This window comes from Myxococcales bacterium (assembly GCA_016712525.1).
GTDB lineage: Bacteria > Myxococcota_A > Polyangia > Polyangiales > Polyangiaceae > JAAFHV01.
Genome location: JADJQX010000007.1, coordinates 371,025 through 387,074, shown reverse-complemented (window position 1 = coordinate 387,074; position 16,050 = coordinate 371,025). Strand labels below are relative to the sequence as shown.

Sequence of the window (16,050 nt, the reverse complement as noted above, 5' to 3'; positions counted from 1 at the left end):
CCATTTCGATCACCATTGCTTTTACACACAGGTTGCATTACAAAGATAAGCGATGCCGCTCTTCGCGCGCTTCCACCCGTTTGCCCCGACCCTCGCGGCCGTGATGCTGCTCGGGGTCTCGGCGCGCGCCGAGACGGGCGAGGTGCGTGGCCCGGAGCTCGTTCACCATGACGAGGCGTCGTTCCCCGACGGTCAGGTGGACGAGAGCGAGGTCGAGCTCGAGCTGCTCGTCGACGTTCGTGGCGGGGTCGTCGAGGTACGCGTGACGCGGTCGGGCGGCGCTCCGTTCGACCACGCCGCAGAACGAGCCGCGCGCGCATATCGGTTCCGTCCAGCGACCCAGGCCGGCGTCCCTGTCGCGGCTCGGGTCCTCGTGCCGTTCCACTTCAAGAGGTCACGCGCGCCCCAGGATGCGCCCAAGGTCGAGCCCACGCCCCCGCCGAGCCCCGAGCGTGTGTCGGTTCGTGGCGGCGCGAGAGAGGTGTCGCGCGGCGGCTCCGACTACGACGTGCGCATCGGCAAGCTCGCGCTCGTCCCACGGGGCGACGCCGCGAGCCTCTTGAGGCTCGCCCCGGGGGTGCTCCTCACGAACGAAGGCGGGACGGGGCACCCGTACCAAATCTTCCTCCGTGGCTTCGACGCCCGAGAGGGCCAAGACATCGAGTTTTCGGTCGACGGAATCCCGATCAACGAGGTCGGCAACGTTCACGGCAACGGCCTCGCCGATACCCACTTCCTCCCGCCCGAGGCGGTCCTCTCGCTCCGCGTGATCGAGGGCCCGTACGCGCCGCAGCAGGGCAATTTCGCGGTCGCTGGCTCCGCTCAGTACGACGTCGGCCTCCCCGAGGCGGGGATCTTCGCCAAGACCACCCTCGGCTCCTTCGGGACGAAGCGGCTCCTCCTCGGCTTCCGGCCCAAGAAGCAGAACGCGCACACCTTCGCGATGGGCGAGCTCTTCCAGTCCGACGGGTTCGGCGCGAACCGTGCGAGCAAGCGGGCGTCGGTCATCGGCGGCTACGAGACCCAGGTCGGTGACACCGGGCTCTTCCGCGTGCTCGCGCAGAGCTACGCGACCTCGTACGCGCAAGCCGGCCTCCTCCGGCAGGACGACGTCGCCGCGGGGCGCAAGGGCTTCTACGACACGTACGACTCCGAGCAAGGGGGAGACGCGACGCGGACCTCGCTCGGGGCCACCTACACGCGAAAGCTCGAAGAGACGCGCCTCTCCCAGTCGGCCTTCGTGATCCTTCGTGACTTTCGGCTCCGAGAGAACTTCACGGGCTTTCTGAACGACCCTCAACGGTCGTGGCAGAGCCCGCACGTGCAGCGCGGCGACCTCATCGACCAGCGCTCGAACGCGGTGACCGTCGGCGCGCGATCCTCGGCGCGGCATGGCTTCTCTTGGCTCGACAGGCGGCAAGAGGTCGAGGTCGGGCTCTTCGCACGCCTCGACATGGTCGATGGAAATCAGCAGAGAAACCGCTCCGGGACGACCATCCCGTACCGCCGCGAGCTCGCCCTCGACTCGGCCCTCTCGAACATTGCACTCTACACGGACGCGAGCCTCTCTCCCCTCCCGAAGATCACGTTTCGGGGCGGCGCCCGCGCCGACTTTTTCCACTACCGGGTCGACGACCGCTGCGCCCTCACCTCGCCCTCGTCGTTCGGTGGAGACCCCGTCGACACCGAGTGCTTCGCCTCGGACCGGCTCGGCTACCGCAGCCCCGACCAAACCACGAGCACGGCGTCGGGGCTCTTCCAGCCCCGTGCGACCGTGCTCGTCGGGCCGTTCGACGGCTTTCTCTTCTCCGCGAGCCGAGGGACGGGGGCACGGAGCCTCGACCCGCAGTACGTCGACCAGCGGCTCGTCACTCCATTCGCCGAGGCCGTCGCCACCGAAGGCGCCGTCACCTACCGGAGAGACTTCGACGCAGCGTCGCTCGAGGTGCGCTCGGTGTTCTTCTCGACCAGCGTCGACAAGGACCTCTTCTTCAACCAAACCGAGGGGCGCAACACCCTGGCGGACGGCACGACGCGAACGGGGTTCGCCGGGAGCGCGCGCGCCACGGGCCGGTTCTTCGACGTGGCCGGTTCGGTCACCCTGGTCAACGCGCGCTTCTCCGACACCGGCCTCCCGATTCCGTACGCCCCGCCCGTCGTCGCGCGGTGGGACGGCGTGCTCTTCTCGGCTCTGCCCTTCCGTGTAGGTGGCACGAAGCCCGAAGCCTCCCTCGGTACGGGCATCTCGTACGTCGGGCGGAGGCCGCTCCCGTTCGACGAACGCTCGGACGTGCAGCTCCTCGTCGACGCGGCGGCGCAGGTCTCGTGGAAGGCCCTGACGCTCGGGATCACGTGCACGAACCTGCTCGGCCGCCAGTACCGGATCGGTGAGTACAACTACGTGTCCGACTTCAGGAGCGCACCTTACCCTACCCTCGTCCCCGCGCGGCACTTCTCGGCGGGCGAGCCGCGCGCGGTCTACGCGTCGCTCACGATCACCTTCGGACGAGAGTCCAAGGAGGACGGCTCGTGATCGGCCGACGGATGCTCCTCGCCGGCATGCTCGGGCTCGTGTCCGCGTGCGCGGGCGGCACCGGGGCACGAAAGTTCGACGTCGACGCCTTCGCGAGCGGTCATCCGGACGTCGCGAAGGGGCGCCCCTTCGTGAACGACAAGGGCTACGTCGTCCGGCTCGACCGCGCCACGGTGACCGTCGGGCCCGTCTACCTCAACGTGGTCGCGCCGCGAGGCTCGAGCACCGCCGCACGGGGTCTCCGTTTCCCGTTCGAGGGGGTCGCGCACGCCCACGGAGAGGACCACCTCGGCTCCGGGAGGATCGTGGGCGAGGTGCTCGGACAGGTCACGTTCGACGCCCTCTCCGACGCGCATGTACCCTTCCCGAGGCGCGCCACGGTCACGAACGAGCCCGTGCGCACCGTGGACATCTGGCTCTATCCCCCCCCGGGCGACGATCCCGAGACCAAGAAAGCGCGAGCATCGCTCGACGTCGAAGGCACGGCCGAGCGTGGCGGAGCGAGCCTCCGCTTCCGAGGCAGCCTCGCCATCGACGACGCGTTCCTGCCCGACGCCGAGCCCGGCACACGCGGCGCGAGGACGCTCTCCGAGATCCGCAGGATTCGTGGCATCGCGGCGTCGTTCACGCCCGAAGAGGGCGGCGCGCTCGAGGTGCTCTTCGACGTCCGCGAGGCCCTCCGAGGGTGCGACTTCGGCGCGCTCGACGCGAACCCCAAGGACGCCGACGGCGCGGCGCGCCTCGTCCAGTCCAAGGCGACCGGCAATGACCAGGTCGTCACCAGCCTCTTTCAAGGACTCAAGTCGGCCACGGGCACGTGGACCGTGCGCTTCGTCTCGCCATGAGCGGAGCGCTCTCGCCGACCCACTCGACACCTCCAGGAGAACCGTTCATGAAGCTCTGGCGCCTCGCGCTCCCCGTTCTTTCGGCATCCATCGCGACCATGGCCTGCTCGTCCGACCCCGTGGGGACCGGAACGGGCGGCACGTCCACGTACCCGCCGAGCGACCCCGGAAAGGGAGGAATCCTCGTGACGGTGTCGGGCGAGGACCTCGCCCTCAAGGGGTACGATTTCACGCCCGCGTCTCTCTCGGAGGGAGATCCCCCCGCGTTCGTCGACGGATGGGAGCTCCGCTTCGAGCACGTCATCGTCACGCTCGACAACGTGCGCCTCTCGGCCGACCCCGACAAAGACCCAGGCTCGCCCGACGTCGTCGGTGAGACCGTCGCCGAAGCCAAAGGGCCCTTCGCCGTCGACGTGACCGTCGGAGGCCCCATCACCGGCAAGAGCGGAGAGCCCGACGAGAAGACGGTCGCCATCGCCGCCTTCAAGGACACTCGCTCGGGGGCGTTCGATCCGCAGAGCCGCTATGCGTTCGGGTACGACATCGTCGCCGCGAACGACAAGGCGACGCTCGTGAACCTCGACGAGACCGGGAAGGCGCTCTACCGCGACGCGGTCGCCAAGGGCTACGCGACGGTGGTGGTGGGCACCGCCACGTACAAGGGCCCCGCGCCCGAGGCGGGCACGGTGTTCGCCAAGCTCCCGAAAAAGGTGAAGTTCACCCTCGGGCTCAAGAACCCGGCCTCGTACCTCAACTGCCAAAACACCGACCTCACGGCCAAGGGCGACGAGTTCCCTCGAGGCGTGCAGGTGAGCCCCGACAAGACGACCACGGCCCAGATCACGATCCACACGGATCACCTCTTCTGGAACAAGCTCAACGTCGAGGGCACCCCGCTCCACTTCGATCCCATCGCGGCGCGCGCGTCCACCTACGGAACCCCCGACAGCGAGGGCACCGTGACCATCGACGACCTCGAGCCCGTCGACGTCACCGCGTTCACGACGAAGGCCGGCGAGCCCCTGCCGGGGCGCAGCGTGGTCGCCGACTACAAGGCGCCTCAAGGTCAGCTCCGGTTCGACACGAACGGCGTCACGTTCACCAAAGCGAACAGCTTCGCGGCGTTTCTCGGGTACACGGCCACGTCGGGCGGGCACTTCAACTCGGACGGCGAGTGCGAGGTGAAGCTCGGGTACAAGCCCTGAGGCAGCATGGGTCGCGCCCCCGACGCCACCGACCCGAAGCCGTTCGCCGACCGCGCGGCGCGCCTCCTCCGTGAGCGAGGGCTCCGCGTGACGCGCGCGCGCCGCGCCATCCTCGCAACGCTCATGCGCGAGCAGAAGGCCATGAGCCACGCCGAGATGCTCGCGGCCGTGGGGGGCCTCGCGCTCGACCGAGCCACCGTGTACCGGGTGCTCGTCGGCCTCGCCGACCATGGCGTCCTCGCACGGCACGATCTCGGGGACCACCTCTGGCGGTTCGCTATGTCGGACACCACCGGAGGCCACGATCACCCGCACTTCGTCTGCGACGCCTGCCAGGACGTCACCTGCCTCGAGGGCGTCGTCGTCGCGACGAGGGACGGGCACGCCATCCCGATCGCCATCGCCCAGGGGTCCTGCACCGTTCGGCTCTCGGGCATCTGCGACAGCTGCAGACACCACGGCCCTCCGTCGGGCACCCGGCTCACGACGCGGCAGGGCCCCAAAGCGCCTCGACCCACCCCCATCGACAAGGATCCCACATGAAACACATGGTTACGGCTCTCTCGATCACCGCGGCGCTCTCCCTCGCCATCGCCTGCAGCGATGACCACGACCACGAGGGGGAGGACCACGACCACGGCGCGATGCCCGCGTCGTGCGAGGCCTTCCACGAGGCCTGTGTGAAGGCCGAGTCCCTCGGAGGGAAGGCTGCGGAGTGCCACGACCTCACGCACAAAGAAGGGGTCACCGAGTCGGAGTGCGCGGCCAAGAAGAGCGAGTGCACGGCCGCGTGCGCGTTGACCGCGCCGCCCGACGCGGGAGGCCCCGACGCGACAAGCCGCGACGTCGCGACCGGAGGCTGACGTTCATCCGCCGAAGGTCGCGCGGAGCTCACCCCGGCGAAACACCCACATTTCCCCGGGTTTTCCTACCGTCCAGGTCTCGTCTCGGGTGAGCGGAACCGTGGCCACCACGGCCACGCGATCGCGCGGCGTCGTCACCTCGGCGAAATCGACGCGCACCTCGTCGTCGGCGAGCGTCGCCTTCTGAAACGGTGCCTTGCGCACGATGTGGGCAAGCTTGGTCGCGCAGCGCGCGTAGAGATGCGTCCCGTCCCCGAGCAAGAAGTTCAGCGTGCCCTCCTCACCGAAGCGAGCGCCGAGCTCGAACACGGCCTCCCAGAGCTCCGACGCCTTCTTCGGGTAGGACGGGAACCGCCGCTCGAGCTCCGAGAGCATCGCGCAGAAGACATGCTCGCTGTCGGTGTCACCGATCGGCCGGAAACGGCCGATCGGCAAGCGCGACTTTCCGCGGACCGTGCCGTTGTGCGCGAACACGAACGTGCGCCCCCACAGCTCTCGCACGAACGGGTGCGTGTTCTCGAGGGCCGCGCGTCCGCGCGTCTTCTTGCGGACGTGAGCGATGGCGAGCAGCGTCTTCGTCGGGTGGTTCCGCACGAACTCGGCGAGAGGAGACCGCGCGGCGGCCGAAGGCTCGAGGAACGTCCGCGCCGCCTTGCCGTCGTAGAGGGCGAGCCCCCAGCCATCGGAGTGGGGCCCGGCCTTGCCCCCTCGGAGCACGAGGCCCGAGAACGAAAAGACGATGTCGGTCGGTACGTTGCACTCCATGCCGAGGAGCTCGCACATGGCGTCGAAGCATGCACGACGTGGGACCCCCACGTAAAGCGCCCACGCACGCGCCTGTCGACCACGGGCCGTCGCCTCGGCTATGAGGACGATGCCATGAGCGATGACCACGATCTCCAGAGCCAGCTCGAGTCCCTCGTCCGCACCGCTACCGTGGAGGCGTTCGGCCCCGAGCTCGCCGACGTCGATCCGCTCGTCCGAAGGTCCGATCGGGCCGATTTTCAGGCCGATCTCGCGCTCGGGCTCGCCAAGCGCACGAAGAAGCCACCGCGGGCCGTGGCCGAGGCCATCGTCGCCAAGATCGACACGACGTCGAGCCCCCTCCTCGAGAGCATCGAGATCGCGGGCCCCGGCTTCTTGAACCTCACGCTCCGCGCGACCTTCCTCGGGGAGACGTGCGCTCGCGTGCTCGCCGACGCGCGGCTCGGCGTGCCCGAGGCCAGCCTCAAGGACACCGTCGTCATCGACTACTCGGCACCCAACGTGGCCAAGGAGATGCACGTCGGCCACCTGCGCACCACGCTCATCGGTGACGCTTTGGCGCGGCTCCTCGAGCACCGTGGCCATAGGGTCGTGCGCCAAAACCACCTCGGCGACTGGGGCACCCCCTTCGGCATGTTGATCGAGCACCTCCACGACCTCGGCAGCGAGCAGGCCGAGAGCGACCTCGCGGTGGGAGAGCTCAGCGCGTTCTACAAGGCCGCGCGCGCCAAGTTCGACGCCGACCCGGCGTTCGCGGAGCGCTCCCGAAAGCGCGTGGTGATGCTCCAAGCCGGCGACGAAACGACCCTCGCCTCGTGGCAGGTGCTCGTCACGCTCTCGAAGCGCTACTTCGAGTCCGTGTACGAAAAGCTCGACGTGACGATGCGCACGGGCGACGCCTGCGGGGAGAGCTTCTACAACGGCAAGCTCGCGCCGCTCTGCGACGAGCTCGCGAAGGGCGGGAAGGCCACGATCTCGGAGGGAGCGCTCTGCCTCTTCCCGGCGGGATACACCAACAAGGAGGGCGAGCCCCTGCCGCTCATCGTCCGCAAGACGGATGGGGGGTTCGGGTATGCGACGACGGACCTCGCCGCCATTCGCTACCGGCTCGACGATCTCGGAGGGACGCGCCTGCTCTACGTCGTCGGAGCTCCCCAAGCGCAGCACCTCGGCATGGTCTTCCAAGCCGCGAAGGAGCTCGGGTGGCTCGCGTCGCCGAAGCGCGCCGAGCACGTCGCGTTCGGCTCCGTGCTGGGCACCGACAAACGCATGTACAAAACACGCTCCGGCGAGACGGTCCGCCTCGTCGACCTCATCGACGCGGCGATCGAGCGGGCCCTCGCCGTCCTCGCGGAGAAGGCCCCCGAGCTCGACGCCGAGACCCGCGACGACATCGCGAAGATGGTGGGCATCGGGTCGATCAAGTACGCCGACCTCTCCTCGGACCGCGTGAAAGACTACGTCTTCGATCTCGACCGTATGGTCTCGTTCGACGGCAACACCGCGGGGTACCTCCAGTACGCGTACGCCCGCGTGCGTTCGGTCTTCCGCAAGGCCGGGGTCGACGGCGGAAAGGGCGCGATCCTGGTCGCCGAGAAAGAGGAGCGCGCGCTCGCCCTCGCCCTCCTCGCCTTCCCGTCGGCCATCCGCGCGGTCGAGACGACGCTCGAGCCCCACAAGCTCACAGGCTACCTCTACGGCCTCGCCATGACCTTCACGTCGTTCTACGAGAAGTGCCCCATCCTGAAGTCCGAGGGCGCGACCCGCGAGTCACGCCTGTCTCTCGCGGATCTCACCGCGCGAACGCTCGCCGAGGGGCTTCGCCTTCTGGGCATCCGTGTGCCCGAGAAGATGTAGTACCGACGACCCGTCCCGCCACCCGGACGAGCACGGCTCACGAGCCACTTTTCATAATACTATCAAGCACTTGGTGGGGCCCCTCGTGCTAGGCCCCGATCCGGATCCCGACGCGGTTCGCCTCGCCGATGGCGTGGCGCAGCTTCGCTTCCTGCTCGTCGATCGCGCGCCCGGTCTCGCCACGCCGACGTCGGCTCTTCAGGAACGCGAGCTCCACGAGCGAGAGCTGCTTCTTGCGGCGAACGCGCCACGCCGAGAAGCCCAGCGAGAAGAAGATGCGGAGGTTCTTCGCTCCGAGCGTCACGTACGAGCTCACGAGCTTGAGCTCCGACGGATGGATCAACGTCCCCACCTCGCCGAGCAGCTCTCGGATGACGATCGAGCGGTCGCGGGTGACGAGCACCCACAGCAGCGCGAAGAACAGGAGGTCGATGAGCCACGACGCGAGCAGCATGAGCACGAGGCCCCCGTCTCCGAAGAACGTGGGGAGCCCGTTGTGCATCGCGTGCATCGCCATGGCGCACCCGAAGCCGAAGAGCGGAGCGAGCAGCTTGACGGCCATGCTCTTCGACTCGGCCGCGATCCCGAACCCGAGCCCCGTGCAGGCGGTGAACGTGCAGTGCGAAAAACCGAGGAGCACGGTTCGAAGGAAGAGCAGCACCACGAAGCCCCCGAGGCCCTCTCGCGCGTATTGCTGCGCGACGTAGAGGATGTCCTCCGTGAACGTGAAGCCGAGACCGACGACGCCTCCGTAGATGGCACCGTCGAGCGGGCCATCGAGCCTCTTCAGTCCGATGAGACCCAAGAACGCGATGAGCGCCACGCCGATCGCCTTGAACCCCTCTTCGAAGACGGGAGCGAGCACCGTGGAGCCGAACGCATCGAGCCGGGGATCACTGCTGCTCGCCCCCAAGACCTTCTGCACGGCGGTCTGCACGTACGCCGACGACGCGCCCCCGCCCGACGTCGCGAACACCGCGCCCCACACGAAGGCGACCGCGATGAGCCACCACGGCTCGGGCTCGAACCTGTCGACCCAACGGATCAGCAGCACGTACGTGAGGACGAACGGCGTGACGAAGAGCACTCCGAGCACGATCCCGGCGACCATCGGCTCGAGGGTACCACGAGGCCGAGCCCTTCCCTCACTCGGATGGCGCGGGCGGCCCAGGCTCCGACGCCGCGGGCGCGAAAGCGGCCCCGATCCCCTCACGGCCATCGGTCGACCGGGGCTCGGTCACGTAGAGGTACCCTCGCTCGCCGAGGTCGAGCAGGGAGGGCGCGCGCTCCTTTCCCTTCGCGGCGTACACGGGGAGGGGCTGGCGCGAGAGCTTGCCCGCGTGCCCGTACCGCGCCGCGAAGCCCACGACCTTCGCGCCGGCGGAGGACGTACCCGTGTAGAGCACACGCACGTGCACGCGCCCGGCCGGGGTCTCGCGCACCGAGACGTCCGGATCCCCCACGCCGGCCTCGTCGAACGGAGGCTTCTCGTTGGGAGCGAGGCTCTTCGGGTCGACGGTCGGGCTCGGAGAGAGCGCCGGATCGAGCTCAGGGGTGCTCGGATCGGCGTCGACACGCCGAAACGTGAGCGTCCCGGGGTCTGCGACCGCCTCACCGACGAATCCACCCGCGGCATAGAAGAGGTGCACCCTGTCGCCCTCGACGTAGGCCGTCGGGGCGCGCGGCGGCTCGACCTCCCATGGAGCGCGGCCCGTCTCGTCGAGCACGGGGCTGTCGGAGGGAACGAACGGGCCATCGAGCGAAGGGCCTCGCGCGAGCCCGATCCGCCCATTTTTCCCCGAGTAGAAGAGCACGACCTCCCCACGGAGGCGCATCACGAACGGTGACCGCACCTCGCCTTCTTCCCACGGTCGTGACGGTACGAGAGCGACCTCCGTGCCTCGCCCGGGACCGCCACCGCTCCCACGGAACGAACGGCCATCGAGCGCGCGGGTCCGAACGAGGATGGGCCCGACGGGGGTACCGTCGCGCCCCGAGCCCGTCGCTTCGGCGAAGAGCACGACCTCGGGCCCCGCGCTCGAGACCGCGAGCGCCGTAGGCTCCCGGTACCCACCCTCGCCGTCGAGCACGAACGGCGCAATCCCGACCACCTCGCCCGCGCGGAGCCGCCGAAAAGGCCCCACGCCAGCCGAAGGAAGGCCCACGTCGCCGAGCCCGTCGGACCCGATCGTCGCGCACGCCGAGAGCGCGAAGGCGAATAGGCAGCAGAATGCACGGATCCGCGCGACGGGACTCACCGGCTCGCTCCCTTTCCTTGGACCGCGGGTCGGGAGAACGCCGACACGACGGGCCCGTCGAACGCCGCCGTCAGGGTGGCTCCGAGGTTCCAGATCTGCCCCCCGGCGCGGAAGTCTCCGACGAGATCGGCGGGGCTCGCCTTCAGGGTGACCTCTTCGGGCATGACGCTCACCTGCGCGTGCGCGTCGAGCGAGAGGGTTCCACGAAACACCTCACCCGGGTTCTTCCACGCGAGGCCGAGCCCGAACGACATGGTGTGACGATCACGGTCGATGTACGAGACGGTGCCGGTCTGCGCCAAGATCGGCGTCTTCTGGTGCTCGTACCCGGCGCGGAGGGCCACGCGGCCTTTCGACCCGTCGACCGGGACGAGCTCGAGACCGAGGTGCGGGACGAGGCGATTTCGCATGCGGAGAGGGACGATGGCGGTCGGCGCGGGCGTCTCCGGGGGCGTGATGCTCGAGGGCCATCCGCCCTTGGGCGGCGGGATGTCGAGCGCGACACCGAGCGAGGCGACCGGCGCGACGTACGCGCTCCACTCGACCCACGTGAAGTCGGCGTTGACGCGGAGCGCGTCAGTGACGAGCCACGAGCCCCCGAGGACCACTTGCCGGGGGAGGTAGTTGTTCACGCTGGAGGTGGTGAGGTCGTACGTCGCCGTGGTGAGGCCCGAGATGTCGCCTTCGAGGTGCGCCGACAGATCGAGCCCGAGCTGGAACTCGTGGCGGTACACGGCCGCGAGCGCGACACGTTCGGAGAGCGCGACACGTGCCCCCACGTGAGGGTAACGGATGGCCGTGAGATCGGCGTCGACCTCGTGCCGAAGCTGGCTCTGCACCGGCGCGAAGATGTTCGCCGAGCCGCGGATGTCGAGGCGCCCGACGGTCGACGACATGAACGAGAGCCCTGCCCCGAGCTCGAGCCAGTCGGTCGGCGCGAACGCGAGCGCCGCAGTGAGCGTGAGCCTCTGGTTCCGGTTGTCGTAGAGCTCCCAGCGCGGTTGCTCTTGGCGGAACGCTCGGACACGCGAGATGCGATCGTCGGGGAGATGGGCCCCGAGGCCGAAGGCGAAGCGCTTGCCGAAGAGCTCTCCGGGCGCGACCACGCCGAAGACGAGCCCCTTTACCGGGTCGACCTCGTTGTCGGTGCCGTTCGTTTGGAGGTGGTGCGACGCCCTGAAATACCCGAGCGAAAGCTCGAGGCCACGCGCGCGCGCGAGGCCCGCGGGGTTGTAGTACACGGCCGAGACGTCGCTCACGTCGGCCGAGACCGCGTTCCCGAGCGCCGGCCCCCGCGAGCCGAACCCGAAAATATCGTGAGGGTTCGCCTCCGCCCGCGCTCCGACGAGCGCGACCCCGAGGACCGCGAGCGTGCCCGCGATGCGACGGAGCGCCTTCAAAACCGCACCCCCGCGAGGAACCCGTAGACGAGCACTCGCCCCGAGATCGACGTCCGCTCGGGCGGGCCCCCGGCAACCTCGCTCGTGATCTCCCGAGGGAGCACCGCGTGGAGCTGGGTGTAGAGATCGAGATCCAACGGAGGCAAGGGCGCCTTCATCGAGAGCCCGAGGCCGAGCGTTCCTGCGAGCCGAGAGCCGTCGTAGTAGCGAGTCGGGACGCTACGGAGCTCCTTCTGCGCGAGGTCGAACGCGTCCGACGACGGGAGCGTCGCGGGGAGCGGGCTCGTCTCGAAGAACGCGCCAACCCGCGCGTGGCCTTCGAGCGAGGGGGTCACGTGGATTCTCTCGTCGAGCCCGACGCGGACGACCACGGTGTCCCGGTAGGGGACAGTGGGAGGGACGAGCGCGCCGCAGCCCTCCTCCCCCTCGGGGCACGGGACCGTCGGCTCGATGGGGCCGCGGTACGCGCTCCATCCCTTGTAGGTTACACCCAACGCCACGGTTCGCTCTCGGCTCTCGTGGGCGAGCTCGACGGCGAGCTGCGCAGGATCGTACTGGGCGAGCCCGCTGATGTTGAACACGGGGATGTTCAAGGACGAGAGCTTGGTCGCGTCGATGAGGACGGAGAAGCGTGCGTCGAGCGTGCCGCGGAACGTCGCGCCAAGACGCGCGCCGCGCCAAAAAGGGAGATCGTACGTGGCGCCGAACGTGGGGGCATACGACGCGACGAGCTGGTCCTCCACCCGCGTGCCCACGCGGCCCGAGGCGTCCGTCGCCACGATGACGTCGCCGACGATCTCGGCGAGCGCCGCGAACCCGGCCCCGACGCGGAGCCCGTAGCCTATGTCGACGCCGAAGCCCGCGCGCACCGTGAGCGACTGCGCACGCTCCCCGAGGAGCGGGAACTGAGGCTTGTCCGGGTAGAGGAGGCGCCCGCGGATGATGATGCTCGACGGGGTGTAGAACGCGAGCGCCGCGCCCACACGATCCTTCAAGATGCCGCCGAACGGGAGCGGCAGATCGGCCCCGATGAAGATGCCCCGCGCCGCCTCGGCGTCGTGCGAGATCGACGGGCCGCCCTCGGGCGTGCGCGTGAGCCCGAAGGTCGCGCCCCCGTAGCCGAGCGTGAGCTTGCGTGACGTCATCCGCGACAAGAGCGCAGGGTTGCCCCAGGCCGCCTCGAACCCCTGGGCCGACGCCGCGCCCGTGCCGCCCATGGCCGACGAACGCGGACCGTACCCGAAGAGGTCCTCCGGCGACGCGCTCGCCTCACGTGACGCGAAGAGCGCGACGAGCCCCACGACCAAGCCCGCGGCCCGCGCCCCTCTCGCCCCCTCCGACGTGCCCCTACGATCGACGCTCACCGTGCTCTCCCACGGTTTTCAGAATCGCTCGTCGAACACAAGGGCGACCTTCTCCCACATCACGAAAGTGCCTTTATTTCGAGCACTTGCAGGGTCACGTCAGCCGCGGCCGGCGAGCTGCCCGCACGCGGCGTCCACGTCTCCGCCGCCGCTGTACCGCTTGTGGGTGTGCACGCCCTCGGCTCGAAGCGCCTCGCGGAAGGCCTCCTCTCGCGCGTCGGACGAGCGGACGAACGGGTCGTCCTCGTCGGCGATGGCGTTGTACGGGATGATCGAGAGGCGCGGCCTCTTGCCGGTGCGCTTCGAGAACCCGTGCACCACGGCGGCGAGGGCCCGCGCGTCCTCGGGGTCGTCGTTGTGGCCGGCGAGCAGCGTGACGGCGAAGAGCGGCGCGAGCCCGGTTTCGGCGACGTGGAAGGCCGCCGCATCGAGCGCGACCTCGAGCGGGTGAGCGTCGTCGATGGGCATGAGGCTCTTGCGGCGTCCGGGGCGCGCGCTCGCGATCGAGAGCCCCAGGCGCACCTTCGGAGCCTCGACGGCGAGCCTTCGGATGCCTGCGGGCAATCCCGAGGTGCACACGGTGATGGCCCGCGCGTCGATCGCGAGCCCGCTCGGCTCGGTCATGACCCGAATGGCGTCGAGCACCCGATCGGCGTTCGCGAGCGGCTCTCCCATGCCCTGGAACACCACGCCGTGCACCCGCGGACGCGCGGGCCCCCCCGGGTCGAGGTGCGCGCGCACGATGCGCACCTGCTCGACGATCTCCCACGTCTCGAGGTTCCTTCGCAGACCGAGGCGCCCGGTCGCGCAGAAGGCGCACTTCAACGCACATCCGACCTGCGAGCTCACGCACACCGAGAAGCGCCCGGGCTCCTCGAGCGGGATGCGCACGGCCTCGATGCGCTCGCCGTCGTGGGTCGCGAGCAGGTATTTCACGAAGGGATCGACGAGGCTCTTGCGCTCGGCGAGCACCTCGAGCGACGGCACCGAGCCTCGCGCGCGCACCGCCTCGAGCGCCGTTCGCCGCACCTGCTCGACCGGACCGCGGAGCGCCTCTCCCCCGAAGCGGACGATCGTCGACACGATCTTTCGCGCCTCGCCGAGCGAGACCTCGGGAAACGCGAGCGTCATGGCCTCGGGTGTGAGCCCCTGGAGCGCTGTCACGCCCCCCTCGTAGCAGACGCGTCGCGCCGCCGCACCCCGAGATGAGCGCGGGAGGCGCGGGAGGCGCGCGCGACGAGGGCCACGGCTGCGCGGCTCTGCTACCGTGAGAGGGTGCGCCTCCCCTTCGCCTCACGCCTCCTCGCCGCCGCTGTCTCCTTGCCACTCACCGCGTTGGCCTGCGGCCTCGCCCTCGACGAGGAGCCTGGGCCGCCCACCGCCGACGCCGCGGCCGACACGTCCCCGGGTGACGAGCGCGCACCCGACGACGCGCGCACCCCCGACGCCACGCCCCGCGACGGTGCCTCCCCGGACGCGATCGCCGTCGACGGCGAGGCCGGCCCGGTCGTGCCCAGTTGGGACTTCGACTGGACCACGATCGTCGGCACGGGCCAGAGCCTCTCGATCGGCTCGCAGGGCGCTCCGCCCCTGTCGACCGCGCCGTCGTTCGACAACATGAAGCTCGACGACGACGGCCCCGAGCCGAAATTCCAGGCGGCCGCGGGCCTCAAGCTCGTCCCCCTCGCCGAGCCCATCCGACCTACGACCTGGGGCGCGCCCCTCTACACGGCAGGAGTGTATCCTGCAAACATCCGCGGAGAGACGCCCCACACGGCGATGGCCTCGCAGATCACCGCGCTCGCCCGCGCCGCCGGCATGGTCGGCCTGCCCCAGATCCACTCCGTGGTCGGCTCCGGCGGGAAGCCCATGAGCTTCATCGCGAAGGGGGGCACGGGCAACTCGTTCGAGCGCACCACGTTCGAGGTCACGGCGCAGAAGGCCCTCGCTCAGACCGCCGGAAAGCGCCTCGGTGTCGGCGCGGTGATCCTCACGCACGGCGAGGCCGACGCGATCCTCGGGACGTACGAGGCCGGGCTCGTCACGCTCCAGCGCGACTACGACACGGATCTCCGCGCGCTCACCGGGCAGACCTCGACGATCCCGATGTACGTCTCGCAGCAGCACTCGATCCCGCGCCGCGGCGACGCCATGCTGCGCTCCACGTCCACGCTCGCGGCGTGGACCGCGAGCCGCACGGCGCCCGGGAAAATCGTGTGCCTCGGGCCCAAGTACCAGTACCCCTACGTGAGCGACAAGGTCCACATGGACGCCTTCGGGTACCGGAGGCTCGGCATCAAACACGGCGAGGCGTTCTTCCAGAACCAGGTCGAGAAGCGGCCCTTCCGCCCGCTCGAGCCCACCGCGGTCGCGCGCGTCGGGCGGGTCGTCACGGTCACGTTCCACGTCCCCTACCCGCCGCTCGCGTGGGACGCCGTGCTCCCCACGCCGCACCCCGAGGCCGGGCACCCGTGGGCGCTCGGCAAGGGCTTCGAGGTCGAGGACTCGAACGGCAAGGCCGTCATCGAGAGCGTGGCGATCGCCGGAGACAAGGTCACCATCACGCTCGACACCGAGCCCACGGGGCAAGACCTCGTGGTCCGCTACGCGATGACGATGGACGACACGGGGCCCGCGGGCGCGCGCGCCGGCGAGGGAGATGGCCGCATGGGGCTCCTCCGCGACTCGGATCCCCTCGTCGGCATCGACGACGAGCCCGTCGTGATCGAGGCCGTGACGGGCGCGACGTCCGTCACGGGCGACTTCTCCAAACACGGGCGCTACGAGCTCGTCGTGGGAGGCGGCCTCCCCGCAGAGACGGCCATCGTCACGCGCACGGCCACCTCGGCGGAGCTGTCGGAGCCGTGGCCCGGGGCGACCGGCACGGCCACCGTGCGCGTCCGCTCGAACCAACACAACTACGCCGTCGCGTTCGAGCTCCCCGTCCCGTAAACGGCCGT

At 69.7% G+C, this 16,050-nt stretch carries 13 protein-coding genes; 7 read left to right on the top strand and 6 right to left on the bottom strand.

Translation table 11 applies throughout. From position 1 onward, the window contains the following. The first annotated feature begins 52 nt into the window (after window positions 1-52). Genes IPK71_18795 through IPK71_18775 form a run of 5 tightly spaced genes read left to right on the top strand, consistent with a single transcriptional unit; the run spans window position 53 to window position 5,446 of the window. Complete coding sequence (locus IPK71_18795; GenBank protein MBK8215784.1) at window positions 53-2,533, top strand: TonB family protein; 2,481 nt, start codon at window positions 53-55, stop codon at window positions 2,531-2,533. Continuing rightward, the gene (locus IPK71_18790) at window positions 2,530-3,378 is read left to right on the top strand and encodes a hypothetical protein (GenBank protein MBK8215783.1); all 849 of its coding nucleotides are present in this window, start codon (window positions 2,530-2,532) and stop codon (window positions 3,376-3,378) included. Before IPK71_18795 ends, IPK71_18790 begins: the two co-directional genes overlap by 4 nt. 47 nt (window positions 3,379-3,425) lie before the next feature. Next, the gene (locus IPK71_18785) at window positions 3,426-4,583 is read left to right on the top strand and encodes a hypothetical protein (protein MBK8215782.1); all 1,158 of its coding nucleotides are present in this window, start codon (window positions 3,426-3,428) and stop codon (window positions 4,581-4,583) included. 6 nt (window positions 4,584-4,589) lie between these two features. Continuing rightward, window positions 4,590-5,126, top strand: coding sequence for a transcriptional repressor (locus IPK71_18780; protein ID MBK8215781.1), 537 nt, complete (start codon window positions 4,590-4,592; stop codon window positions 5,124-5,126). After that, window positions 5,123-5,446 (top strand): hypothetical protein, encoded by a 324-nt coding sequence (locus tag IPK71_18775; protein ID MBK8215780.1) that lies wholly within the window; start codon window positions 5,123-5,125, stop codon window positions 5,444-5,446. Before IPK71_18780 ends, IPK71_18775 begins: the two co-directional genes overlap by 4 nt. 3 nt (window positions 5,447-5,449) lie before the next feature. Here IPK71_18775 and IPK71_18770 read toward each other — a convergent pair whose 3' ends face one another. After that, window positions 5,450-6,229, bottom strand: a complete 780-nt coding sequence (locus tag IPK71_18770) for a class II glutamine amidotransferase (GenBank protein ID MBK8215779.1) — start codon at window positions 6,227-6,229, stop codon at window positions 5,450-5,452. A 96-nt stretch (window positions 6,230-6,325) separates the two neighbouring features. On the opposite strand from IPK71_18770, the gene argS reads away from it, so the two are divergent. Continuing rightward, a complete protein-coding gene (argS, locus tag IPK71_18765; GenBank protein ID MBK8215778.1) occupies window positions 6,326-8,068 on the top strand; it encodes an arginine--tRNA ligase in 1,743 nt (580 codons plus the stop codon). Between the two features lie 88 nt (window positions 8,069-8,156). Here the strand turns inward: argS and IPK71_18760 are convergent, their stop codons facing one another. From IPK71_18760 to IPK71_18740, 5 genes are all read right to left on the bottom strand, one after another. Further along, entirely contained in the window at window positions 8,157-9,179 is a 1,023-nt protein-coding gene (locus tag IPK71_18760) for a PrsW family intramembrane metalloprotease (protein MBK8215777.1), read from the bottom strand. 34 nt (window positions 9,180-9,213) lie between these two features. Then, window positions 9,214-10,326, bottom strand: a complete 1,113-nt coding sequence (locus IPK71_18755; GenBank protein MBK8215776.1) for a hypothetical protein — start codon at window positions 10,324-10,326, stop codon at window positions 9,214-9,216. Then, window positions 10,323-11,726 carry an outer membrane protein transport protein gene (locus IPK71_18750; protein MBK8215775.1) on the bottom strand — a complete coding sequence of 468 codons (1,404 nt, stop codon included), beginning with the start codon at window positions 11,724-11,726 and terminating at the stop codon, window positions 10,323-10,325. The genes IPK71_18755 and IPK71_18750 overlap by 4 nt, the downstream gene beginning before the upstream one ends. Next, window positions 11,723-13,090, bottom strand: coding sequence for a hypothetical protein (locus tag IPK71_18745; GenBank protein MBK8215774.1), 1,368 nt, complete (start codon window positions 13,088-13,090; stop codon window positions 11,723-11,725). Before IPK71_18745 ends, IPK71_18750 begins: the two co-directional genes overlap by 4 nt. A 99-nt stretch (window positions 13,091-13,189) precedes the next feature. Further along, on the bottom strand, window positions 13,190-14,221 hold the full coding sequence (locus IPK71_18740; GenBank protein MBK8215773.1) for a radical SAM protein: 1,032 nt from the start codon (window positions 14,219-14,221) through the stop codon (window positions 13,190-13,192). Between the two features lie 144 nt (window positions 14,222-14,365). Between IPK71_18740 and IPK71_18735 the strand changes: the two genes are divergently transcribed. Next, entirely contained in the window at window positions 14,366-16,042 is a 1,677-nt protein-coding gene (locus IPK71_18735) for a dockerin (GenBank protein MBK8215772.1), read from the top strand. The last annotated feature ends 8 nt before the right edge of the window (window positions 16,043-16,050 follow it).